Source organism: Streptomyces sp. NPDC008092 (genome assembly GCF_042957285.1).
In the GTDB taxonomy this organism is placed as follows: Bacteria; Actinomycetota; Actinomycetes; order Streptomycetales; family Streptomycetaceae; genus Streptomyces.
In genome coordinates, this window is sequence record NZ_JBIBHY010000031.1 from 1 (window position 1) to 22,967 (window position 22,967).

At 68.1% G+C, this 22,967-nt stretch carries 21 protein-coding genes; 6 read left to right on the forward strand and 15 right to left on the reverse strand.

The window, feature by feature from the left end; genetic code table 11:
* Positions 1-568: 568 nt before the first annotated feature.
* From ACFZB3_RS49170 to ACFZB3_RS49180, 3 genes are all read right to left on the reverse strand, one after another.
* A complete protein-coding gene (locus ACFZB3_RS49170) occupies positions 569-1,969 on the reverse strand; it encodes an MFS transporter (protein ID WP_391390259.1) in 1,401 nt (466 codons plus the stop codon).
* A gap of 57 nt (positions 1,970-2,026) precedes the next feature.
* Positions 2,027-2,779, reverse strand: coding sequence for a glucose 1-dehydrogenase (locus ACFZB3_RS49175; protein WP_391390261.1), 753 nt, complete (start codon positions 2,777-2,779; stop codon positions 2,027-2,029).
* A gap of 386 nt (positions 2,780-3,165) precedes the next feature.
* Complete coding sequence (locus ACFZB3_RS49180) at positions 3,166-3,819, reverse strand: FCD domain-containing protein (RefSeq protein ID WP_391390263.1); 654 nt, start codon at positions 3,817-3,819, stop codon at positions 3,166-3,168.
* Between the two features lie 90 nt (positions 3,820-3,909).
* Here ACFZB3_RS49180 and ACFZB3_RS49185 point away from each other — a divergent pair, with 90 nt between their 5' ends.
* Positions 3,910-5,061 carry an acyl-CoA dehydrogenase family protein gene (locus ACFZB3_RS49185; RefSeq protein ID WP_391390265.1) on the forward strand — a complete coding sequence of 384 codons (1,152 nt, stop codon included), beginning with the start codon at positions 3,910-3,912 and terminating at the stop codon, positions 5,059-5,061.
* The gene (locus tag ACFZB3_RS49190; RefSeq protein ID WP_391390267.1) at positions 5,058-7,163 is read left to right on the forward strand and encodes an acetate--CoA ligase family protein; all 2,106 of its coding nucleotides are present in this window, start codon (positions 5,058-5,060) and stop codon (positions 7,161-7,163) included. Before ACFZB3_RS49185 ends, ACFZB3_RS49190 begins: the two co-directional genes overlap by 4 nt.
* 85 nt (positions 7,164-7,248) lie before the next feature.
* Here the strand turns inward: ACFZB3_RS49190 and ACFZB3_RS49195 are convergent, their stop codons facing one another.
* The 11 genes from ACFZB3_RS49195 to ACFZB3_RS49245 all read right to left on the reverse strand — a co-directional run bounded on the left by ACFZB3_RS49195 (position 7,249) and on the right by ACFZB3_RS49245 (position 18,270).
* Complete coding sequence (locus ACFZB3_RS49195; RefSeq protein ID WP_391390269.1) at positions 7,249-7,935, reverse strand: TetR family transcriptional regulator; 687 nt, start codon at positions 7,933-7,935, stop codon at positions 7,249-7,251.
* Positions 7,920-8,708: a crotonase/enoyl-CoA hydratase family protein gene (locus ACFZB3_RS49200; protein ID WP_391390271.1), complete on the reverse strand. Its 789-nt coding sequence runs from the start codon at positions 8,706-8,708 to the stop codon at positions 7,920-7,922. Before ACFZB3_RS49200 ends, ACFZB3_RS49195 begins: the two co-directional genes overlap by 16 nt.
* A 24-nt stretch (positions 8,709-8,732) precedes the next feature.
* Complete coding sequence (locus ACFZB3_RS49205; RefSeq protein WP_391390273.1) at positions 8,733-9,530, reverse strand: SDR family oxidoreductase; 798 nt, start codon at positions 9,528-9,530, stop codon at positions 8,733-8,735.
* A complete protein-coding gene (locus ACFZB3_RS49210; RefSeq protein WP_391390275.1) occupies positions 9,527-11,107 on the reverse strand; it encodes an AMP-binding protein in 1,581 nt (526 codons plus the stop codon). The genes ACFZB3_RS49205 and ACFZB3_RS49210 overlap by 4 nt, the downstream gene beginning before the upstream one ends.
* Positions 11,097-11,285, reverse strand: a complete 189-nt coding sequence (locus ACFZB3_RS49215) for a hypothetical protein (protein ID WP_391390277.1) — start codon at positions 11,283-11,285, stop codon at positions 11,097-11,099. Before ACFZB3_RS49215 ends, ACFZB3_RS49210 begins: the two co-directional genes overlap by 11 nt.
* 44 nt (positions 11,286-11,329) lie before the next feature.
* The gene (locus ACFZB3_RS49220; protein WP_391390279.1) at positions 11,330-12,460 is read right to left on the reverse strand and encodes a thiolase family protein; all 1,131 of its coding nucleotides are present in this window, start codon (positions 12,458-12,460) and stop codon (positions 11,330-11,332) included.
* Complete coding sequence (locus ACFZB3_RS49225) at positions 12,457-12,849, reverse strand: OB-fold domain-containing protein (protein ID WP_391390281.1); 393 nt, start codon at positions 12,847-12,849, stop codon at positions 12,457-12,459. The genes ACFZB3_RS49220 and ACFZB3_RS49225 overlap by 4 nt, the downstream gene beginning before the upstream one ends.
* A 648-nt stretch (positions 12,850-13,497) precedes the next feature.
* Complete coding sequence (locus tag ACFZB3_RS49230) at positions 13,498-14,463, reverse strand: zinc-binding dehydrogenase (protein WP_391390282.1); 966 nt, start codon at positions 14,461-14,463, stop codon at positions 13,498-13,500.
* A 41-nt stretch (positions 14,464-14,504) separates the two neighbouring features.
* Positions 14,505-15,725, reverse strand: a complete 1,221-nt coding sequence (locus ACFZB3_RS49235; RefSeq protein ID WP_391390284.1) for a CoA transferase — start codon at positions 15,723-15,725, stop codon at positions 14,505-14,507.
* Positions 15,722-16,810, reverse strand: a complete 1,089-nt coding sequence (locus ACFZB3_RS49240; RefSeq protein ID WP_391390286.1) for a zinc-binding dehydrogenase — start codon at positions 16,808-16,810, stop codon at positions 15,722-15,724. The genes ACFZB3_RS49235 and ACFZB3_RS49240 overlap by 4 nt, the downstream gene beginning before the upstream one ends.
* Positions 16,811-16,854: 44 nt before the next feature.
* Positions 16,855-18,270 carry an aldehyde dehydrogenase family protein gene (locus ACFZB3_RS49245; protein ID WP_391390288.1) on the reverse strand — a complete coding sequence of 472 codons (1,416 nt, stop codon included), beginning with the start codon at positions 18,268-18,270 and terminating at the stop codon, positions 16,855-16,857.
* Positions 18,271-18,379: 109 nt separating this feature from the next.
* On the opposite strand from ACFZB3_RS49245, the gene ACFZB3_RS49250 reads away from it, so the two are divergent.
* The 4 genes from ACFZB3_RS49250 (at position 18,380) to ACFZB3_RS49265 (ending at position 22,220) form a co-directional block, all read left to right on the forward strand.
* On the forward strand, positions 18,380-20,089 hold the full coding sequence (locus ACFZB3_RS49250; RefSeq protein ID WP_391390290.1) for a long-chain-fatty-acid--CoA ligase: 1,710 nt from the start codon (positions 18,380-18,382) through the stop codon (positions 20,087-20,089).
* A gap of 25 nt (positions 20,090-20,114) precedes the next feature.
* Positions 20,115-20,927: an MBL fold metallo-hydrolase gene (locus ACFZB3_RS49255; protein WP_391390292.1), complete on the forward strand. Its 813-nt coding sequence runs from the start codon at positions 20,115-20,117 to the stop codon at positions 20,925-20,927.
* A gap of 55 nt (positions 20,928-20,982) precedes the next feature.
* Positions 20,983-21,447: an FmdB family zinc ribbon protein gene (locus ACFZB3_RS49260; RefSeq protein WP_391390294.1), complete on the forward strand. Its 465-nt coding sequence runs from the start codon at positions 20,983-20,985 to the stop codon at positions 21,445-21,447.
* A gap of 62 nt (positions 21,448-21,509) precedes the next feature.
* Positions 21,510-22,220 (forward strand): FCD domain-containing protein, encoded by a 711-nt coding sequence (locus ACFZB3_RS49265; RefSeq protein ID WP_391390296.1) that lies wholly within the window; start codon positions 21,510-21,512, stop codon positions 22,218-22,220.
* A gap of 51 nt (positions 22,221-22,271) precedes the next feature.
* On the opposite strand, the gene ACFZB3_RS49270 is transcribed toward ACFZB3_RS49265, so the two are convergent.
* Positions 22,272-22,880, reverse strand: coding sequence for a TetR family transcriptional regulator (locus tag ACFZB3_RS49270; protein WP_391390298.1), 609 nt, complete (start codon positions 22,878-22,880; stop codon positions 22,272-22,274).
* Positions 22,881-22,967 lie beyond the last annotated feature (87 nt).

A 22,967-nucleotide genomic window follows, 5' to 3' on the forward strand; every position in this document is an offset into this window, starting at 1 on the left:
GAGGCCCCCTTCGTATGCACCCAGCGCCCCACGACCACCCGATCGGGACTCCCGTTCGACACGCATCTCCCAAGATCGAAAAGACAACAGCTTCTCACGGAGAGCCCACCGCTGAGCTGCTGTGCGAAGAGCGGCCGCCCCGTGTGACACGCCATGAACCCTAGTGAAAACCGTTTTCACGATGGCACCCGTCAAATGACCTGGATTCCGGGGCCTGTGACCCGGCAGTCGCCTTCAGTTCCTGGCTCAAAGCCCTTCAACTTGAGCCTCCAGCCGCCAGGCCTGTCCTACAGGTGCCGTGAACAAGATCGCCGTCAGCTGCGGCCGGGGCGCTGCCTACGTGCGGCGGTGATGCTGGCAGCCCAACATTTCGCCATATCGCGCCCAACTGCCGTTGTCGGAAACGTTGATTGATGTGCCCGCAGATGTCTCAGCGAAGCCGGGCAGGAGCGCTCAGCCCCGAAAAACCGGGGTCGAGGTGACGTCCCCTCCTGAACGCCAAGCCCGTGCTGGTGATGCTTTCCATGGGCTTCGCTCTGCCGCGCCACGGGCGCAGCCGGATGGCTCATCAGCCGCCGTCCTGCGCCTTCGCCCTCGCCGGAGCCGCCACGACCATGGTTCCGGCGATCGACTCAAGCGACCGGCCGCGGGTTCGCTCACCGAACACGCCGATGACCACTGCGGCAAGGAGCGCGGCGCCACAGAGAAGCGTGAACACGGCCGCTACGCCGGCCTGGGCCAGGACCGCCGCGATCAGGAAACTGCTGCCGACGACCGCGAGCCGCGCCAGGCCGTTCCCGATGCCGGAGCCGAGAGCCCGCAAATGGGTGGGGAAGATCTCCGGAAGGTACGTGGCGGTGCATGCCACGCTGGCCTGCATGATCAGAACCATCAGGAAGCCGGCGCCCAGCAGAATCGCATAGTCGTCCACGAGTGCGAAGATCAGCAGTAGCCCGGCCATGCCAAAGGTGACCAGCATGATCGCGGTGCGCCGTTCGATCCGGTCGATGAACAACATGGCCGACAGCGCACCGGGAAAACCTGCGAGCGCGATGATCGAGCTGAAGGTCAGACTCTGGGCGGCAGTGAAACCCTTTTGGACCAGGACCGTTGGGATCCAGGCGTTGAAGCCGTAGAACACGGTCACGCCGAGCATCAACACGACGCTGACGATCACGACGCGCTTGAGATTCGGTGCGCGAAACAGCTCTTGCGGTGTCCCCTTCGGCTGCACAGACGTCGGCATCGCGGGTGGCAGGTCACGGCCCGTCTTGCTGCGGGCGTACATTTCCACCCGCGTGACAAGAGCTTCGGTTGCCGAGTCCCGCCCGGGCGCCGACCGCCAACGCACGGATTCCGGGAGCAGTTTCATCGCCATGAGCGCCACGATGATACCGGCCGAGCCGATGACGAATATCCAGCGCCATGCCGAGCTGCCGTAGGTTGTCACCCATCTCGCGAAGGCGGCGGCTGCGGGAATGCCCAGAACGCTCAGAGCAAGGATCAACGCCTGCACGCGACCGCGCAGGCGGGCGGGGAACATCTCGCTGACGTAAGTGATCAACGCTACTGCCATCGCCTGCAGCCCTGCACCGGTGAGTACGCGGTAGACCGCGAGGTCTGCAACGCCCACAGCGAAGGCCGATACCAGGGAACACAGCGAGTAGAAGATGGTGGCGCCGACGATCACCCGCTTGCGGCCGTAGCGATCAGCTGCCCGACCACCGAAGATCGAGCCGACGAACATACCGAGGAACGATGCGGCGGTGATCGTTCCGATGTCGCCGATGCTGAGGTGCCAGTCCTGGCGAATGGCGGGCGCGGCATAGGCGAATGTGTTCAGGTCGGCCTGTTCGAAGAACAGCAGCAGGCCGAGTAGCACCAGCCAGCGGTAGTGCAACCGGGTGAGGACGGGCACGCGAGCCATCCGGTCACTTGGGGAGGGTGTGACAGATCCGGTGTCGTTCATGGGATCTCCGGGGAGGAGAGGGGATGAGCGGAGCGGGTTCTAGTTCGTGACGCCGGCTCAGGCGATGCTGCGGCCGCCGTCGACGTCGAGGCACACACCGGTGAGGAACGAAGCGGGCTCGGATGCCAGGTACAGCACGGCGTTCGCGACGTCCTGCGGCAGGGCGGGGCGACCCATGGGAATGCCGGCCACGACGTGCGCCCTGGCTTTGTCGGGGAGAGTGTCCACACCGAGCGAGTTCTTGATGAAACCGGTCTCGGACACCACGGGGTTCACGGCGTTGACCCTGATATCGGGTGCGAGTTCACCGGCCAGGCCGCGGGTCAGGTTGATGACCGCTGCCTTGGTCGCGTTGTAGATCACCAGCCCTGGCCGGGGTCGCCGTCCTGCGATCGACGCGACGTTCACGATCACGCCCCCGCCCGCCGAACCGAGCATCGCCGGCACGGCGTACTTGCAACCGAGGAAGACGCTGCGGACGTTCATGGTGAGCTGCGCATCCACCACGTCGACCGGGAGGTCGATCAGTTTGCGGCTGAGGTGCGGCAGGCCCGCATTGTTGACCAGCACATCGAGCCTGCCTGTGGCGTCCATGGTGGACTCCACGAGCTCGCGGACCGCGTCCGGGTCGGTCACGTCCGTGGTCACCGCGGTCGCCGACGGGAGAGCTCGCGCGACCTCCCTGGCTCTCTCGGTGTCGATGTCGGACACCATCACATGTGCTCCGGCCTCGGCGAATACCTGGCAGATCGCGGAACCGAAGCCGCCTGCCGCTCCCGTGACGACTACCGTGCGGCCCTCGAGCGTCAAGTGCATCAAAACTCCTCGCTGAGTTCGATGAGAGCCACATCAGCGTGCGGGAAGAAAAGTTGTCTGTCAACAACATAATTTTTACTCGGCTCTGCAGGCGGAACCACTCGCGGGAGGAGCTGTCGACGGGTTCCGGGCAGCAGATGCCCGACAGCCCTGACCGAGACCACTGACGCCGAGCCCGCAGCGCATTGCGGCCGATACTCTCGTTGCCATCGCGGACGGTGCGAGGAGAACCTCCCAGCCAACTCGACGGCCGCCGCCTGCACAGAGTTCGCCACGATCAAGGCCCTGGGCGGTTGCCGATCGGCGTCGGCGACAGCCCGACCGCGTGGCAACAAGCCCTGCAACCGCCCGCCCCGAGTCTTCGGCGCGAGGCAGTCCCGTCAGGCGTTCCGCAGGGACAGCGCCAGGCGAATATCCCGGGCGTCGGCCATGTGTTGCCTGGCGACCGCCCCGGCTGCCACCCGGTCCCCCGCGCGGACGTGCTCCAGGATCTCCCGATGCTGCGCTTGCGCGGCAGGCCACCTGCCCGGCGCGCTGAGCGTCGTGGCGGGCAGCCGTCCGACCTGGACGGTAAGCCGTGCCTGGAGGTCGAGCAGCGCGGCGTTGTGCGCGGCCAGTGCGAGCGCGTCATGGAACGCCCGATTGGCCTGCATCAGCTCACCGGGACTCGCGTCGGCCGAGTCGAGTCCGTCCGCGACCTCCAACGCCCGCTCCAGGCGCATCAGGTCCAGTTCCCCTCGCCGCTCGGCCGCGTCCTCGGCGATCATCTGCTCCAGCGAGATCCGCGCGCGGTAGAGGTCATTGATCTCGTCCGGCGTCCTCACGCGCAGCCGCGCGGTGGCGCCGTTGCGCTCGATCAGCCCGTCCTGCTCCAGCCGCACCAGTGCCTCCCGCACCGGTGTGCGGCTGACACCGTAACGGGCACTGAGCGCATGCTCGGACAACCGGTCCTCGGCCGTCAGCCGACCCGCCAGGAGATCCTCGCAGATCCTGGCATGCAGCGGCGGCAGCGCCCCGTCACCCCGACTACTCACTGTGATCGCACCTCCCTGCGGATTTTAGCTTGAGCCCGCCTCGCCAGACCTGTATACAAGTGCATGGTACTCCATACAGGGAGCGTGATCATGGTCACCGAACTCACCGAGGCGCAACGGGACTTCGCGGCGTCGGTCCAGGCCTTCGCCAGGAAGCACCTGGCGGACGGCGCACTCCGGCGGGCGCACGATCCGGCGTTTCCGTGGGACGTGGCGAAGCTGCTCGCCGACCAGGGCCTGCTCGGCATCGCCCTCCCAGAGGCCGACGGCGGGCAGGGCGGGTCCCTGATGGACGCGGTGATCGCGATTCAGGAGATCGGCGCCGTGTGTCCCAAGAGCGCGGACATCGTGCAGGCGGGCAACTTCGGCCCGCTTCGGACGTTCGCCGAGTACGCCACCGCCGAGCAGAAAGCCCGCTGGCTGCCCGGCCTGCTGGCGGGCCGAAAGCTCATCGCGCTCGGCATGAGCGAGCCCCAGGCCGGCTCCGCGGTCACCGAGCTGCGGACCACCGCGAGACAGGACGGGGATTTCTGTGTCCTCGACGGCACGAAGATCTGGTCCACTCACAGCGTCGACGCCGACTTGTTCCTCGTCTACGTCCGCTTCGGTCCGGGCGTGGGCGGCATCGGCTCGGTGCTCGTGGAACGCGGCACCTCCGGACTCAGCCACGGCGAGCCCTCGGAGTACTTGAGCGGCGAACGCTGGGCGCAGCTGTACTTCGACGGCTGCCGCATCCCCAAGGACAACGTCCTGCTCGGGCCCGGCGGGTTCAAGAAGCAGATCAGCGGATTCAATGTGGAGCGCCTCGGCAACGCGGCCCGATCCCTGGCTCTTGGGCGGCTCGCGTTCACCACGGCCAAGGAGTACATCCTTCAGCGTGAACAGTTCGGGCGCCCGCTGGCCGAGTTCCAGGGGCTGCAATGGAAGGTCGCGGAAGTGGCGGTCGCCCTCGAATCCGCGCAGTTGCTCCTCACCCGCGCAGTACATCCACCGGACGGTGGCCTGCCCACCGCCTACGACACCGCGGTGGCCAAGCTCGCTGCCAACGAGGCTGGTTTCCGTGCGGCGAACGAGGCCGTGCAGCTCATGGGCGCCTTCGGCTACAGCAAGGAGAGCCTGGTCGAGTACTGCCTGCGACGCACCCGCGGTTGGATGATCGCCGGCGGCTCGGTGGAGGTCCTCAAGAACCGCATAGCCGAGGAAGTGCTCGGCCGTAAGTTCAGCCAGCGGGCAGCCCGGTGACGCCCGTCGAGCGGGCCCCGCTGGCGGGAGCCGATCTGACGCGGGCGTTGTTCGCACCCGGGAGCATCGCGTTGGTCGGGGCCAGCTCCGACCCCGGCAAAGCCTCGTCGCGCCCACTCGGGTACCTGCGCCGGGACGGCTTCCCCGGCGCCGTCTACGCGGTCAACCGGCGCGGCGGAACGAACGGCGGTGAAACCGTCTACCGTTCGCTCGGCGAGCTGCCCGAGGTCCCGGAGCACGTCTTCCTCATGACGCCGGCTGCCGACGTCGTCGACACCGTCGAGGAGTGCGGCCGGGCCGGAGTCCGGCTGGTCACCGTGCTCAGTGGTGGGTTCGCCGAGAGCGGCCCGGAAGGGCTCACCCGCGAGCGAGCGCTGCGCGAGGCCTCGCTGGCCCATGGGGTGCGGGTACTGGGTCCCAACAGCCTCGGGGTCGTCAACCCGCACGCCCGCCTGACCCTGACGGCCAACGCGGCGTTCCATGAGGCAGACCTCCAGGCCGGCGGGATCATGGTCGCGTCGCACTCGGGCAGCATGCTCGGCGCGCTGTTGTCCCGGGGGCGCGAGCGCGGTCTCGGCTTCGCCCGCATGGCATCCACCGGAGGTGAAGTCGACCTGTCGCTCGGGGAGATCTGCGCGGCGACGGTCGACGACGACGAGGTGACCGGGTATCTGCTCTTCCTGGAGTCGCTGCAGCACGCCGACCGCATACGAGAGTTCGCCCTGGCTGCCGCGGAGCGCGGGAAGCCGGTCGTCGCCTACAAACTGGGCCGTTCCGCGGTCGCCGCGGAACTCGCCCAGTCACACACCGGGGCGCTGGCCGGCGAGGACGATGTCGCGGGGGCGTTCCTGGCCGATTGCGGTATTGCCCGCGTGTCCACTCTGGACGGCCTGGTGGAGGCACTCCCCCTCCTGCGCAACGTACGACCACGAGTGCGCGACAGCATGCCCCGCCGGGTCGGTGTCGTCACCACCACGGGGGGCGGCGCAGCCATGGTGGTCGATCAGCTCGGACTCCGAGGGGTTCCGATGGCGACGCCATCGGACGAGACCCGCCACCGGCTGGTGGCGGAAGGAGTCAGGACCGCGTTCGGTTCCGTTGTCGACCTCACGCTGGCGGGCACCCGGCCGGAGATCATGGGGGCCGCCGTTGACGTTCTCGGCGCCGCCGAAGAGGTCGACCTGCTCGTGGTGGTCGTAGGCAGTTCGGCACGGACACAGCCCGAGTTGGCGGTCGCGCCGCTGGTCGAACGGGCGAACCGCGGTTACCCGCTCGCGGTGTTCGTCGTTCCCGACGCACCCCGGGCTCTCACGATGCTCGCCGCGGCCGCCGTCCCCGCCTTCCGCACACCCGAGTCCTGCGCCGACGTCGTTGCCGCCGCGTTGTCCCGGTCCGTGCCCGGCGCGGTCGCCGCCGGCCGCGCCGGCAGGCGAGGCGCCCGTGTCCTCGACGAGGCGAGTTCCTACCGTCGCCTGGCAGACCTCGACGTCCCGATCGCCCCCTACACAGTGATACCGGTCAGCGGGCCGGTGCCCCGCGGACTGAACTACCCGGTTGCGGTCAAAGCGCTGTCGGCAGACCTCGCGCACAAGTCCGAGGCCGGTGGCGTGGTGCTCGGCGTCGAGGGCCCGGAGGAGGTCCGGTCCGCAGCCGCACGGATCCGCCACGCCGTCGCGGCTGTGGGAGTCGACCTGCGCGAGGTGCTCGTCCAGCAAATGTGCCCGGCGCTCGGCGAAGTGCTCATCGGATACAGACTCGATCCGGAGGTGGGACCACTCGTGGTCGTCGCGGCGGGTGGCGTACTCGCTGAGTTGTACCGCGACCGAGCCGTCCGGCTCGCTCCGGTCGACCTGGCGACGGCCCGCGAAATGCTCGGCGAGGTGACCTCGCTCGGGGCACTGCGGGGATTCCGCGGCCTTCCTGAGGGTGATCTCGACGCTCTTGCCGGCCTGGTGACCAGGTTCTCCACCCTCGCGACCAGCAACGACATCGTGGAGGCGGAGCTGAATCCGGTGCTGATCGGACGGGTCGGCGAAGGGGTGACGGCTGTGGATGCGGTCGTCCGTGTCGGACACGAAGACGAGGAGCGCCGACGCCCCTGACACCGACAAGGCTGATGAACACCGGTCAGCGTCAGGCAGGCCGGTGTGCACGTCAGGCAGCCGACGACGTTGACGGACTGAACGACTACCGCCGGAGTTCGAGCGACGAGACAGCGCTGTTGATCATCAGCTTGGTCGTCGTCTTGACGGCATCGAGGTCGACGTTGTCGGGGTCCGCCAGCCACTGCACGGCTACGCCCCTCAAGATCCCCTCGATCACCGTCGCGATCGCTCGGACCTCTGGGTCCCCGTCGCCGCGGTCGACCGGGACGTCGAACATCTCGGCGACATGCCCCGCGATGAAGCTCCTCGTGAGGGCGTTGGTCTCGGCGACGGCTGCCCGTAGTCCGGGCGTAGCCGTCAGGCCCTCGACAAGGATGACGTACATCGCCTGAGCATTGACGTTCGCCGGATCGACAAGCGTGTCGAAGTAGCTGTCGATGAGGGCGGCGATGGCGTCGGCACCACGTCCGCCGAGCTTCTGGGTACGGAGCCCGGCGGTGTTGCGGATGTGCTCGACGACGGCACGCATGCACGCCTCTTTGGATCCGAAGTGGTGGTTGACCAGACCACGGCTGAAACCCGCCGCACGGCCGATCTCCACCAACGAGGCGTGTGCGTAGCCGCGCTCTGCCAACAGCCTGATGGCCGCCTTGATCAGGCGGTCGCGCGACTCGGCGCGCCGCTCAGCCTGTGTACGGCGCTCGACCACGGGAACATCGTAGCCGCCGGGTGGCGGCTGCTCCGCGCGGCCGGTCAGCGCCCCTTCCATACCGGCTTGCGCTTCTCGACGAATGCCGCCAGTCCCTCGGCGCGGTCCTCGGACTCGAGCGCTTTCGCCGCGATCGGCATCTGTGCCTCCCACGCCTGCTCCTCAGTACTCCAGGAAACCGACTGGAACATGATCTCCTTGGACGCCGCAACGGCGGTGGGGCCGTTGACCTGCAGCGATTCCGCCCATTCGACAGCCGCCCGGAGAGCGGTTCCGGTTGGCACGACCCGGTTGACGACGCCCCACTTGTGGAAGAACGCCGCGTCCCGGAACTCGCCGGTCAGAGCGAGCTCCATGGCCAGGTGGTACGGCATGCGCTTCGGCAGTCGAAAGAGCCCGCCTCCGACCGCGATCACGTTGTGCCGCACCTCGGGGAGCCCGAACCGGGCGCTCTCGGCGGCCACGATCAGATCACAGGACAGGCAGGCCTCGAAGCCGCCGCCGACGGCGTAGCCCTCGACGGCGGCGATCAGCGGCTTGCGCGGCGGACGCCTCATCACACCGAAGCCACCGCGGGGCGGACGTGCGGCACGACCGGAGGCCTTGGCCGCGGCCTTCAGGTCGGCGCCGGCGCTGAAGGTCCCGCCCGCGCCGGTGATCACGCCGGAGAACAGGTCATCGGTGTCGTCGAGCAGGTCCATCGCCTTGTTGAGCTGCTCGGACGTGGCCGGATCGACGGCGTTTCGTGCCTCCGGCCGGTTGATGGTGATGACGAGTACGTGGCCACGTCGCTCGGTGAGGACGAGGTCCTCGGTACGCACGGTCTCGGACATGAACGCATACCTCTTAACAGGGGATCAGAGTGCGAGGGTGAAACCGCCGTTGACCGGATAGGTCTGGCCGGTGATCCAGGAACTGGCGTCGGACGCGAGGAAGAGGGCCATGTTGGCGACGTCCGTCGGCTGCCCGGGACGGCGGATGATGTACCCGGACATGACCTTCTTCAGCCGCTCGGGGTCGGCCTTGAGGCGGTCGGCGGTCGCGGGCGTCTCGGTCGCGGCGATGGCGATGTTGTTCGCGGTGATCTGGTACCGGCCGAGGGTCCGGGCGACGCCTCGGAGGAAGCCGGCCGCGCCGGCCTTGGCACCGCCGTAGATCTCCAGCCCGGAGTCCCCGTAACGGCCCGCGTCCGATATGATCGTGATGATCCGGCCCGGCGCCTGCCGCGCGATGAGGCCGGGTACGACCGCGCTGACGCAGTTGAGCACGCCGTAGAAGTTCACGCCGATCGTGCTGTTCCACACCTCCGGCCCGGTCTCCCAGAAGGGCTTGCGGATGTCCGGGTTGGGGTTGGCACCCATGTTGCCGGCGTTGTTCACCAGCACGCCGATCGGGCCGAGGGCCGCCTCGGCCTCGGCGACCATCTCCTTGACCGCCTCGTGGTCGCTCACGTCCGCCTGCACCGCGAACGCCTTGCCGCCGGCCTCGTGGATCTCCTCGACCACCTTCTCCGCGCGCTCCATGACGTAGTCGTTGACGGCGACGCCACCGCTTCCGTGCCGGGCGAGGTGGAGCGCGATCTGCCGCCCGACGCCCTGCCCCGCTCCGGTGACCAGCGCGACGCGTCCCCCGAGGTCGAGGATGTCTCCACTCATATCTTCCGCTCCTTGCCTTCCCAGTACGGTGCTCGAAGGTCCTTCTTGAGCAACTTGCCCATGTGGTTTCGCGGCAGCTGGTCGACGATCTCGATCGACCGCGGTTGCTTGTACGACGCCAGAACGCCCCGCAGCCCGGCGATCAGCTCGTCCGCCGCGGCAGTGGCCCCCGGCTTCAGCTCGACGAACGCCTTCACCTGCTCGCCGAACTCCTCGTCCGGGATACCGATCGCGGCGGCCGCGAAGACGGGTTCCAGCCTCTGCAGCGCGGCCTCGATCTCCGCGGGGTAGATGTTCACCCCGCCGCTGACGATCATGTCTTTCACCCGGTCGGTGATGAAGAGGTAGCCGCCCTCGTCCAGGCGGCCGACGTCCCCGGTGCGGAAATATCCCGCCTCGTCGAGCACATCCGGTCCGAGCGGCGGTGCGTTGACGTAGCGGCTGAGCACGACCGGGGTCCGTACCCAGATCTCGCCGGTGGTCCCGGCGGGAAGCACCGTTCCGTCCGCATCCCGGATGTCAACTTCCACGTGCCGGTACGGCAGCCCGCACGAGCCTGGCTTGGTACGCCTCAGCCCCGGGGGCGCGATGCTGACCAGACCGACCTCGGTCGTGCCGTAGGACTCGTAGAGGATCTCGCCGAAGTAGTCCTCCAGCCACGACTTCAGCTCGGGGGTGCTCGGCGCCGCGCCAGTGACCACCATCCGCAGGTGGGTCGGCCGCTTGCGCTCCAGGACGTCCGGGGGCAATGCCGCCACCCGCTGGAGCATCGTCGGCACGGTGCTCCAGGTCGTCACGCCGTACCGGTTGATCAGGTCCAGGGCTCCGACCGGGTCGAACCGCCGCTGGAAGACGATCCGGCCGCCGTGGCTCAGCACCCGGCGGACCTGGTTCGGCCCCGCGCCGTGTGAGAACGGAAGCGTTGCCAGGTAAACGTCGTCCCGCATGCCGGCCGCGTACGAGGCGATGTCGGCCTGGAACTCCGCAGCGTCCTGCTCACGGCCGGGCCGCGGGCCCATCACGACGCCCTTGGGCCTGCCGGTCGTGCCCGCGGTGTAGATCACCAGTGGTGCTGAGCCCGCAGACAGGCGACGGCGCCGCTCGGTGGCCGCCAGCTCCGCATAGTCGACGAAACCCGCGGCCGGCACGTCCATCGACACCGCGACGACCACGCCGGTACCGGTCAGCGCCTCCGCGAACGCGGCGGGGTCCTGGTCGTCGCAGACAACGGCCCTCGCGTCGCTGTCGGTCAGCATGAAACGCGCTTCCGTGGGTGTGAGCCGCCAGTTCATCCCGAGCAGCCGGCACCGCAGCTTGGCAAGGGCGGCGTCGATGACCACCCACTCCATCCGGACCAGAGTGCGGACGGCCACCACGTCCCCCGCGCCCACGCCGTGCCGGGCGAGTCCCTCCGCCAGCCGGTCCGCCCGCTCGTCGATCTGTGCCCAGGTCATCTCGTTGTCGGCCTCGAACAGCACCGCCCGGTCGGGCTCGCGTGCCGTCCAGTGCTCCACGGAGTTCGGCAACGCCGTCGCCTGCGCCGGAGCCTTCTCTTCAGCCAGGTGATCACTTGACATGGTTGCCCACCAGCACCCTCTCGCCACTGGTGATCGCCATCGGCGCTCCATGCTCGGCGACCACATCGAAGTCCTTACGGAACTGGGCTCTGTCGATCGCCGCGTTCGGGGAGATCGGGGCGGGAGGGGAAGCCGGCAGCCGCAGGTGCGGCCGGGTCATCCGAGGGCCAGCAAGCATCGTTGCCTCCGTGACATGCGGATGGGGGAATGGAATCTGGACCGTCAGTCCCTGCGGAGTACGTGGGCGTATCCCACGGCGCCGAGACCGACCATGTGGGCGAGACCGACGCGGGCTCCGGGGTGCTGGCGCTCGCCCGCCGCCCCACGCAACTGGAGGGCGATCTCGCCGATCTGACCGACGCCGGTCGGCCCGATCGGGTGCCCCATCGCGATGAGCCCGCCCGATGTGCTGACGGCGCACTTGCCGCCGATGTCGAACGCGCCCTCCTTCAGCATCGGGATGTACTGGCCGGGTGGCGCGATGCCGGAGGCCTCGACGTACTGCGCTTCCTCGATGGTGAAGGCGTCGTGCAACTCGAACACGTCGAGCTCGCTCGCCGGGGTCTGCGCCTCGTGCAGGGCCCGGGCGATCACTTCCTCGGTGACCTGCTGGTCCGAGGAGACGGTCGTTTCGGTGACCGCCGCCGAGGAGGCCACGCGGATCGCCTTGCCTGGGTCGATGCCAAGCCGGTTGATGGCCGTCTCGGAGGCGACGAGGACGGCAGCCGCCCCCTCGCCAACCGGACAGCATTGCAGTGAGGTCAGAGCACCCGCGACCTTCCGGCCCTGGAGGATCTCCTCCAAGGTCCGCTGCTGCCGGCGGTGCGCGTTCGGGTTCTTCGCACCATTGCCGTGGTTCTTCACGGCGATCCGGGCCATGTCCTCGTCCGTCACCCCGTACGCCGACGTGTAGGCCCCGGTCAGCAGCGAGAAGTGAGTGAACGGAACGATCGCGTCGTCCGCGAGGCCTTGGGTGCCCGTGGGCGAGCGGTACGTCGGACGGGGCTTGTCGACCCCCAGGACCAGAGCCACGTCGCTCACGCCGGCAGCCACCTGGACACAGCCCAGCCGGAACGCTGCCGAACCCGAGGCCGATGCGTTCTCCACGTGCACCAGCGGCTTGCCCAGGGCCCCCAGGTGACGCAGCATCGGCCGCCCCGCAGCCATGCCCAGGCGGCCGTGGCCGATGAACGACTCGTCAACGTCCTCCCAGCCGATGCCGGCGTCGGCCAGTGCGGCTCGAACCGCGGTCAGCCCGAGCTCGACGTAGGTCGTCTCGCTCAGCGGTTGGTAGCGATGCCAACCGGCGCCCACGACGTAGACGGGCTCGAAGTCACCCAGCAGCTTGGTCACCAGGACTCCTTTGTCACCGGGGCGAACCGCACGGCCAGCCGCGGGTCCTCGGACACGTCGACGTCCGACAGCCGGACAAGTTCGACCGGGCTGCCGACCTCGATCTCGGCGCCCTCGACGGACAGCGCCCGGACCCGCGGCCCCTGCTCCAGCTCGACCTGCACCACCTGGAAGGGCGCCTTCCGGGACGGATCCGCGTGCCGGTGGACGGTCGTGGTGGCGCTCACCTCACCGCTTCCACGCAACCGGACGGGCTGCAGGGAGTCCCCGTACGCGCCGCACCGCTCACAGCCATAGCTCTGGAAGGGGAAGAACACGAATCCGCACTCGCGGCAGATACCGCCGCCCAACTGGGGAGGGTCGGTCTCGAAATCGATGATGGGGAACACGACCATCCGTCCTTTCGGCCTCTTTGCCGTCCTCCCGTGACGGTACATACAAGCTGTACGTTCGACAAGTAAGTGGGGAATGATTCCTCACCGCGTTCGTCGGTAGACGGAGCCCGGACGAGCTCTCCCGCACACGCACGGACACCTAGGCCGCTCATAGCGAGCGCCTGCCCGCGGGCGCGATCTCGCGGTGACGCCGGCACCTGGGTAACGCCGACATCCTGGTCCGCCGGAACGAGCCGATGACGGCAGTCCGTGTTGCGGCCCTGCCCGCAACCGCCATCCCAACCGCTCCGGCTGACGCCCCAGCTGGCTGTACGCCGTCGTCGCCGCAGACTTTGCGGGCTTCGGATTCGCCGTTCTCAGCCCGTTGTGGACAAGCGCGGCCGGTCCTCCCGACATGGTGCTAACCCGGCTCAACGCCTTCAACTGCGTCGGTGTTCTCGTCGGAACCGGCCCGAGGGGGCGTGAGGAGGACGAGCCACTTCCGCATCGCCTGTGTGAATCCTGCCCCACTCGCCCTGCGCCTGGTGACCACGGCGCGGTTCCGGCGGACCGACGGATCCCGGGCCGCGATCCCGTGGGCACCCACGACACCGTAGCCCAGGAGTCGGATCGGGCGCCCTCAGGAACCCGTCCCTGATCACATCAGCGAGTCAGGACCATCTTGCCGTTGATGCCACCGTCGAGCATCGACCGGAAGGCCGACTCTGCCTCGTCCATGGGCAGTTCGGAGTCGATCTGGGGGCGCGTGCCGGTCGCGGAACAGAAGGTGAGCAGGTCGCGGAGTTCGGCGCATGTGCCCATCGTGGAGCCGATGACCTGGTATTGCTTGAAGAAGATATGGTGCAGTTCGGCCGCCATGGGATCGCCGGTCGTCGCACCGCAGGTGACCACGACGCCCCCCGGCTTCAGTGCCTTGATCGAGTGCGACCAGGTAGCCCTGCCGACACTGTCGAAGACGCCGTCGACACGCTCGGGAAGCCGGGCGCCCGATGCGAACGAGGCGTGCGCCCCGAGTTTTCCGGCCAGCGCTCGTTTGGCCTCGGAGCGGCCCGTCGCCCAGACCCGGAATCCTGCGGCCCGGCCCAACTGGATGAGCGCCGTCGACACGCCCCCGGAGCTGCCCTGGACCAGGATGGTCTGCCCTGGTCTCAGCCCGGACTTCACGAAGAGCATGCGGTATGCCGTCAGCCATGCCGTTCCCATGCAGGCGGCTTCGCCGAAGGTCATGTCGGTGGGCTTCGGCAGTACGTTGCGTGCCGGGACCACGACACGTTCGGCGAACGTGCCCTGACAGTCCTCCGTCAGGGTGTGACGGAGGGGGTCAAGTGTCTCGTCGCCCTGCCATCCGGGAGACGTGATCACCGGGTAGACGACGACCTCGGTGCCGTCGTCGAGGATGCCGGCACCGTCCATTCCGAGGATCATCGGGAACTTGTCGGGCGTGATGCCGACGCCACGCAGTGTCCAGAGATCGTGCATGTTGAGGCTCGCCGCGCGGATGTTGACCGCGACGTGTCCCTTCGGGATGTCGGGGTCCGGTCTCTCACCGACCCGCAGTGCGGCCAGGGGGTCCTGAGGGCTTGCTTCACTGGCGTAGACGGCGAACATCGTTTCCTTCTCCACTTGACTGGCTGCGGGCGGAGCGTGCCCTACTGTCCGATCACTCCACGGCTGCGCAGGTCGTTGAGGCGTGTGGACGAGCAGGACAACAGAGTGGTGAGGACCTCGTCGGTGTGCGCACCCAGGTCCGGAGCCGCTTCGGCCGGTGTCTGCTCTCCGTCGTAGAGCAGCGGTGAACCCGGTGCGAGGTAGCTGCCGATGGCCGACTGGGTCAGCTCGGCCATCAGCGGATGTGCGGCCAGACCGGTGTCCTGGTCCTGCGCCAGGTCGGTAAAGGTGCGGTAGCGGGACCACAGGATCGCCGTCGGCTCCAGGACCACCTGGATCTCGTCGAACTTGCGCGCACCGAACCATGGTTGGAACAGGCCCGTGAGCAGATCGCGGTGTCCGTACCGCTCGCTCGCCACCTCGAAGCTCACCCCGAGCGTGTCTTCGAGGGCGGCTATCACCGCGCCGGTACCGGTCACCTCGACGAGGTGACGCCAGTGCCGGGGTGTGAGCACCAGCACCATCACATGCCGGCCGTCGGCGCTCGCGAAGTCGCGGCCGAAGTCGCCGTAGACCTGGTTGCCGATGCGGCCACGGGGGTCCTCCCGCAGCTGGGCCTCGGCGAGGTAGCCGAGGTTTCCGGCCGTGGCGAGCGCGACGTCTTCCAAGGAGACGGTCAGCTGACTGCCCTGGCCTGTCCTGGACCGCCGGCGTTCCGCTGCGAGTATGCCGACGGCGAGGTAGAGCCCAGTCGTGACATCCCAAGCAGGCAGCACGTGGTTGATGGGGGCGGCATGGGTCTCCGGGCCCGTGACGGTGGCGAAGCCGCAGGTGGCGTTGACCGTGTAGTCCACGGCGGTTCCGCCGTCGCGTCGGCCGAGCAACTGGACGTGGATGAGGTCGGATCTGCGCCGGGTGAGGTCCTCGTAGGCGAGACCCGGCCGGGCTCGGGCGTTGGTGAGCACGATGCCGCCGTTCTCACCGCTGGCTTCGACCAGGTCGGCGACCAGTGCCACGCCCTCCGGAGAACGGAGGTCCACAGTGACCGATCGTTTGCCCTGGTTGAGGCCCGCCCAGTAGAGGCTTTCGCCGTTGGGAGCAAGCGGCCAGCGCTTCCGGTCGGCGGCGCCCCCGACCGGGTCGATCCGGATCACGTCCGCGCCCAGCTGCGCGAGTGTCATGCCGCCCAGCGGGGAGGCCACGAAGCTGGACAACTCGATGACGCGCATGCCGGCCAGGGGCCGTGCCGGCACGTCGGTCATCGGACGTCCAGTTCGATGAGCGACCGGGCACCCTCGCCGGCGGTCATGCGGGCGAACGCCCCTGGCACACCTTCGAGGCCGATGCGGTGGGTTACGAGCGGGGCCAGATCGAGACGCCCCTCGATGACATCGCGAGCCAGCTCGGGGACGTCGCGGTCCGCGTCCGAGGCGCCGTAGATCGAGCTGGTGAGGTTGCGAGAGAAGTGGAACAGCTCCAGAGGGTTGAACGTCACCTCGTCGTCACGCTTTCCGACACCGACGATGGTGCAGGAGCCGCCGCGGCGGGTGGAGGTCCACGCCAGCCGGATGGTGGCGGCCGCGCCGACGCACTCGAAGGCGTGGTCCACACCGCGGCCCCCGGTCAGGGCGCGGACGTCCTTGGCGAGCTTGGGGTGGCTGGTGAGGAAGTGCGTCGCTCCGACGGCAAGCGCGAGTTTTCCCTTCTCCTCGGACAGGTCGACGGCGATGATCTCGCCGGCACCCGCAAGCTTCGCCCCGAGCACCGCGGACAGGCCGATGCCGCCCAGGCCGACGACGAGCACCGATTCGCCCGGCCGTACCTTGCCGGTGTTGCGGACCGCTCCGACACCGGTCAGTACGGCGCAGCCGAGAAGCGCGGCAAGGTCGAGCGGGACTCCGTCGGGCAGAGGCACGACGGATCGCGCGGGCAGGACGGCCTCCTCGGCGAAGGCACCGACGCCCATGCAGGTGTGCACCCCGGTGCCGTCGTCGAGCTGCCCGCCAGGCACGCTGACGACGCCTTCCACCGCGGTGCACAGCCACGGCTCGTGGTGCTCGCAGAACCAGCACTCACGGCAGGGCGCGGCCCAGTTGAGCACCACCCGGTCTCCCGGGCCGACACCGGCGACCTGGTCCCCGACCTCGGTGATCACGCCGGACGCCTCATGGCCGAGGACGAGCGGGTAACCGGGTGCGAGGGTGCCGTTGAACATGGACAGGTCGGAATGGCACACGCCGGCGGCCGCGATGCGTACCCGGACATCGCCGGGCCCGGGGGCGGGGAGCGTGACGTCGCGGACTTCCGGTTGTGCGTGGGGCCCGGACACGACGACGGCTTTCACCACGATGACCTCCTGATATTCGGTACGAACGGGATCCACGAGCCGGATCAGAGCTGGATGGACTTGGTCTCCAGGAACTCGTCGAGACCCTGCCGTCCCATTTCGCGTCCGACACCGGACTGCTTGTAACCGCCGAACGGGGCGAGCGGGTTGTAGGCGCCGCCGTTGACGTCGATCTGCCCGGTGCGCACGCGGCGGGCGAAGGCCAGCGCCCGGTCCTGGTCCGCGGACCACACCGCGCCGTGCAGGCCGTACTTCGAGTTGTTGGCGATGGCGAGCGCGTCCTCGTCGTCGGTGAAGGGGATGACCGACAGCACCGGGCCGAAGATCTCCTCCTGGGCCAGGACGGAGTCCGGGTCGACCCCGCCGAACACGGTAGGCCGCACGTAGTAACCGGTCTCCAGCCCGTCGGGGGCATCCGCTCCCCCGGTCACCAGGCGAGCACCCGACTCGATGCCCTGGGTGATGAACGAACGCACCCGATCGCGCTGGGCCGCCGACACCATGGGGCCCAGCTTGGTCTTGAGGTCGAGCGGGTCGCCGGGAGCGAAGCCCTCCGCGAACGACTTCGCGAGTTCGAGGACCTCCTCGTGGCGGGCCGCGGGGACGAGCATGCGGGTCCATGCCGTGCAGGTCTGGCCGCCGTTCAGGAAGGCGTTCGCGATGCCGACCTTGACCGCGGTGGCGAGATCGGCGTCGTCGAGGATCACGTTCGCGGACTTGCCGCCGAGTTCGAGGGTGACGCGCTTGACCGTGCGCGCGGCCAGTTCGGCCACGCGCGTGCCGGCCCGGACCGATCCGGTGAAGGAGACGACGTCGACCTCGGGGTGCGTCACGAGGGCCTCGCCGACCACCGGCCCCCGGCCGCTCACCAGGTTGATCACGCCCGCCGGGAAGCCTGCCTCGTGGATCGCGTCGAACAACTGGTAGGCGCTGAGGGGGGCCACCTCGCTCGGCTTGATCACCACCGTGCATCCGGCGGCGAGCGCCGGCGCCAGCTTGGCGGTGATCTGGTGCAGCGGGTAGTTCCACGGCGTGATCGCCGCGACCACACCTGCCGCTTCACGCACGACCAGTGAGTTGCCGATCCGCTCCTCTGGCTCCTCCTGCTCGAGCAGGTCCACGTAGGTGGCGATGTCGGTCTGCGGGAGGGCCGCCTGGATACGAGTCGCGATGCGCAGCGGCGTGCCGACATCGTTCGCGATCGTCTCGGCGATGTCGTCGGCTCGCTGGGCCAGCCCGTCGTTCAGGGCCCGCAGGCGCTTCGCCCGCTCGGCGCGCGAAGTCGTGGACCAGCCGGGGAACGCAGTGCGTGCGGCGCGTACCGCCCGGTCCACGTCCTCCGCGGTGCCGTCCGGCACCACGCCGATGATCTCCCCCGTCGCCGGGTTCTCCACCGGGATCGTGGTCCCGTCGCCCTGATGCCAGGCGCCGAACACGTAACTCGCATTACGGTCAATCACAGGGATATCTCCTCACCGAACACGTCGGCCGGAAGCCAGAGCCCGGCCGCGGGTCAGGTCGGCGGCCGGGGCGCCACTTATCTTGACTACATTCTATAGAATGTGCAACATGGCGGCGTCACAGCCCTCATCATGGGAGGTCAGCGTGGACGGCCTGATGATGAACCAACCCCTTCTCCTGAGCAGACTGCTCTGGCGGACGGAGCGGCTCTTCCACGACAAGAAGGTCATCACTTACCTCGGCCCCGGCGAGTACCACAGCTACACCTATGCCGACTTCGGGAAACGAGTCCGGAAGCTGGCGAGTGCGCTCCTCGAATTCGGGGTCCAGCCCGGCGACCGTGTCGGCAGCATCGCGTGGAACCACTACCGCCACTTCGAGGTCTACTACGGCGTACCGAGCCTCGGCGCCACCCTGCACACGATCAACATGCGCCTGTTCCCCGAGCAGCAGCAGTATCTGATCAACCACGCCGAGGACTCGGTCCTCATCATCGACGAGGACCAGATCCCCGTCGTCGAGCAGCTCGTCGACCTCGGGATCCCGTCGGTCCGGGCCTTCGTCGTCATGGGTGACGGCCCGCTGCCGGAGACCAAGCTGTCGCCCGTGGTCCGTTACGAGGACCTCATGGAAAGCGGGGACGAGAACTTCGAGCTCCCCGAGTTCGACGAGAACACCGCGTCGGCGATGTGCTACACCTCCGCCACCACAGGCGACCCGAAGGGCGTCGCCTACTCGCACCGGGGAACGGTGCTGCAGGCGATGTGCGTGGCCCTGCACGACAAGATCAACATGTGCGAGAGCCAGGTGTGGCTGGAGGTCGCACCCATGTTCCACGCCAACGGCTGGAACATTCCGCACGCCGCGTTGCTGCAGGGCGCCACGCTCGTGTTCCCCGGCGTGCACCCCGTCGACCGCGACTACGTGCAGATCGTGCAGGACCTCAAGGTCACCGGCATGAACGCCGCCGTGACCATCGGCACGATGATGCGCGACTTCATCCAGTCCTCCGACCAGGAATGGGACCTGTCCAGCCTCGGGATCCTGTGGCTGGGCGGACAGGCGCCCTCCCGTTCGATCATGGAATGGTTCGACGAGAAGTACGGCACCCACGTGGTGCAGGGCTACGGCATGACGGAGAGCACCTCGCAGATCTGCTTCTCCTGGGTCAAGACCACCCTCGCCGACCAGGACGAGGACGAGGTGTACGCACTCCGCCAGAAGCAGGGGCTGCCGCTCCCCCTGATGAAGATCAAGGTGCTCGGCGAGGACGGCGCCGAGCTGCCCTGGGACGGCACCAGCGTCGGCGACTTCTGGATCCAGTCGCCGTACACCGCTCGCGAGTACTACAGGGACGAGCGGACCAAGGAGAGCATGCGCGACGGCTGGTTCCGCACCGGCGACGTCGGCTGTATCGACCCGGACGGGTTCGTGATCCTCAAGGACCGCTCCAAGGACCTGATCAAGTCCGGCGGCGAGTGGATCTCCTCCATCGACCTGGAGAACGCTCTCATGGCGCACCCCAAGGTCCGCGAGGCGACCGTGGTCTCCGTACCCCACGAGAAGTGGCTGGAACGACCGCTCGCGTGTGTCGTACCCGCCGATCCCTCGGTCACCGAGGACGAACTGCGCGAGTACCTGATCGGCAGCTTCGCCAAGTGGTGGATCCCCGACCGGTTCCTGTTCGTCGAGGAGGTCCCCAAGACCAGCGTCGGCAAATACAACAAGAAGGCCATCCGGGCCCGGATCGCCGACGGTGGCATCGACGCCGTGGTGCGCGAGTACGGAACCGACCCGTCCCCGGCGTCCGCCGGCTGATCACATCCTCAGGAGAAACCCGATCATGCCTGACTCCATCTCGTTGCAGATCCTGCCGACGGGCACCATGCACTCCGACCTGACCTGGCTCCTGCTGGACCCGACCCAGGTCATGGCCTCCCGCGCCCAGAAGGACAAGCCCGCGGCGTGGGTGGGCGTGCCCACGCACTGCGTGTTCATCGACCACCCCGACGGCAAGCTGCTCTGGGACTCAGGTGTCCCCCGCGACTGGGAGACGCGGTGGGCCCCCACCGGGCTGCACGACTACTTCCCGGTCGACGAGGTCACCGAGGACATGTGGCTCGACTCCCGCCTCAAGCAGCTTGGCTACGAACCGAACGACATCGACTACCTGGTCCTGTCGCACCTGCACTTCGACCACGCCGGCCAGGCCGACCTGTGGAACGACGCCTCGCACACCAAGGTCGTCTGCAGCAAGGACGAGTACGACGGTGCCTTCGGCTTCGAGGGCTACAACTTCGGCGCCCACGTGAAGAAGGACTACGGCGGCCTGACCTTCGACACGGTCGAGGGCGACACCGAGATCCTCCCCGGCGTCACGCTGCTGCAGACCCCCGGCCACACCTGGGGAACCATGTCGCTGCAGGTCGACCTGCCCGACTCCGGGACCATGATCTTCACGTCCGACGCGATCTACCGTTCGGAGAGCTACGGTCCCCCGTCTGTCGGCGCCGGTATCGTCTACGACAGTCGCAAGTGGTTCGCCTCCGTCGAGAAGATCCGCTCGATCGCCGAGAAGACGAACGCCACCGTCGTCTTCGGCCACGACGAGGAGCAGATCAAGCAGCTCAAGACCACGCCGGCCAGCTACACCTGACCCGTTGACGGTGTGGCGGCCGCGGGTCCGCTGCCGCCACACCGGGAGGACGACCATGCGAATCTACGACTACGCCTGCTCCTGCGGGGCCCGCTTCGAGGCGATGGTGGCGAACGCGGACATCACCCCCGCTTGCGTGCGCTGCGGTGGCGAGACCCGGCGGCTGGTTTCGGCCGGCGCCGCACTTCTCGGTCACGCACGTCTGCCGGCGACCGCCGATGCCGCGCCCAAGTCATGGGAGGGCACCCACAAGGGCAACACCGAGTACATTGCGAAGTGGCGTCGTGAACTGGACAAGCGCGCCGAGTTGGAGGCGCGTCACCCAGAGCTCGCCGAGCAGCGCTCCCCCGTCGTCGCCCACGAAGGCCGCTACCACTCCGCGCCGCTCACCGTCGACGAACTCTCCCGAGGAGCCGTGCACCGGCCGCACGCTCACACTCACCCCCATCCGCACCCTCACCCCCACACCCAGCCACACCCGGCTCCCGAATCCAAGCCGAAGACGACGGAGACCGGCTGAGCCCTTCGCTGATTGTTTCTCTAGAATATAGAGAGGCCACCGAAGGGGGGACGAAGTCGATCATGACCACTGCCAAGCCCGCCCGAGCGCGGAGTGTCGACCTGACCGGACGCTCGGCGATCGACGACAAGCGCCAGCTCAGCGAGAAGGTCGCGATGTACGTGCGCGAGCGGATCATGATCGGTGAGTTCCACGCCGACGACTTCCTTCGCACCGAGCGGCTGGCCGAACAGCTCGGCGTGAGTGCCACACCGGTACGCGAGGCGCTCATGCTCCTGCACAGTGAAGGGTCGGTGAGGTGGGAGCCCCGCCGCGGGTACCGCATCGTGCCCCTCACCCAGCAGGACGTGAGCGACCTGTTCGAGGTGCAGGCTCACATCGCCGGCGAACTCGCGGCGCGAGCGGCCGAGGTGCTGGACGAGAACGAGATCGCCCGGCTGGAAGACATCCAGACCAAGCTTGAGCAAGCCGCCAAGGACGGCCAGGCGGCTCTGGTCGACGAGTACAACCACGAGATCCACCGCACCATCAACAAGGCGAGCAATTCCACCCGGATGAGATCGCTGCTGAGCCTTACCGTCCAGTACGTTCCGCTGAACTACTTCGGCACCATCGAAGGCTGGGCGCAGGCTTCCGCGCACGACCACTCGGCGATCTTCACCGCGTTGCGGGGCCGCGATCCCGAGACGGCCCGAGCGGTGATGAGCGATCACATCAGGCACATTGGCGAACTGCTCACCGAGCATCTTCGCAAAGAGGGAAATCTGAGCTGAGGACATGAGTCGGCGACCACGGCGCCCTCCCCCGCCGCGTACTGCCAACGATCACTGGTCCTGCTGGCTCGTCGGATCGCCCTGCTCGTGCCGGCGAGCCGCCGGAACGAGCAGGGCGACCAGGCGTTCCAGATCCACGGACATGTCGACGTCTTGATCGAGCAGCCACTGGATCTGGAGACCGTCCATGGCCGCGAGCAGGACACGGGTCGCCCACGCCGGATCGATGCCAGGCTCGACATGGCCGGCCAGACGCGTGGTCAGGTCCTCCCGGACGGAGTCGTAGCGCTCGGTCACCCACTCGTTGGCGGCGTGTCCCGATTCGGCGGCTTCGGCCGTGGTGGCGACGAAAAGTCGCACGAGTTCCGGTGACTGCGCGTTCCGTCGAACGGCTTCCACCAAGGCGGAGAGTGGGTCCCGTCCGCCGTGCAAGGCGATCGTGCGCTCGTCCCGGGCGGCGAGCACCGCGGCGAGCATGGCCTGCTTGGAGCCGAAGTAGTGGAACAGGGTGGACTCGGTGATGCCGACCCTGCGAGCGATCTCCTTCGTCGAGGAGCCGTGGTAGCCGCCTTCGGTGAACACATCCAAAGCCGTGCGCAGGATCTGCTCCCTACGCTCGGCGCCCTTCGCGTAAGGGCCCCGACGACCCGATGTAGTCATGACCTGGCGCTATCGCGACATGGACGTCGAGCATCATTCGATATTCAGCACACCGATTTTGACAGGCCGGCCTCAGCAGCGCCGAGG

Coding starts and splice junctions, on each gene's coding strand:
- ACFZB3_RS49200 (WP_391390271.1), bottom strand. CDS start 8,708: ATGTCCGAGACCGTGCGTACCGAGGACCTCGTCCTCACCGAGCGACGT.
- ACFZB3_RS49205 (WP_391390273.1), bottom strand. CDS start 9,530: ATGAGTGGAGACATCCTCGACCTCGGGGGACGCGTCGCGCTGGTCACC.
- ACFZB3_RS49250 (WP_391390290.1), top strand. CDS start 18,380: ATGGCGGCGTCACAGCCCTCATCATGGGAGGTCAGCGTGGACGGCCTG.
- ACFZB3_RS49255 (WP_391390292.1), top strand. CDS start 20,115: ATGCCTGACTCCATCTCGTTGCAGATCCTGCCGACGGGCACCATGCAC.
- ACFZB3_RS49185 (WP_391390265.1), top strand. CDS start 3,910: ATGGTCACCGAACTCACCGAGGCGCAACGGGACTTCGCGGCGTCGGTC.
- ACFZB3_RS49195 (WP_391390269.1), bottom strand. CDS start 7,935: ATGGAAGGGGCGCTGACCGGCCGCGCGGAGCAGCCGCCACCCGGCGGC.
- ACFZB3_RS49215 (WP_391390277.1), bottom strand. CDS start 11,285: ATGCTTGCTGGCCCTCGGATGACCCGGCCGCACCTGCGGCTGCCGGCT.
- ACFZB3_RS49230 (WP_391390282.1), bottom strand. CDS start 14,463: ATGTTCGCCGTCTACGCCAGTGAAGCAAGCCCTCAGGACCCCCTGGCC.
- ACFZB3_RS49235 (WP_391390284.1), bottom strand. CDS start 15,725: ATGACCGACGTGCCGGCACGGCCCCTGGCCGGCATGCGCGTCATCGAG.
- ACFZB3_RS49260 (WP_391390294.1), top strand. CDS start 20,983: ATGCGAATCTACGACTACGCCTGCTCCTGCGGGGCCCGCTTCGAGGCG.
- ACFZB3_RS49265 (WP_391390296.1), top strand. CDS start 21,510: ATGACCACTGCCAAGCCCGCCCGAGCGCGGAGTGTCGACCTGACCGGA.
- ACFZB3_RS49270 (WP_391390298.1), bottom strand. CDS start 22,880: ATGACTACATCGGGTCGTCGGGGCCCTTACGCGAAGGGCGCCGAGCGT.
- ACFZB3_RS49210 (WP_391390275.1), bottom strand. CDS start 11,107: ATGTCAAGTGATCACCTGGCTGAAGAGAAGGCTCCGGCGCAGGCGACG.
- ACFZB3_RS49170 (WP_391390259.1), bottom strand. CDS start 1,969: ATGAACGACACCGGATCTGTCACACCCTCCCCAAGTGACCGGATGGCT.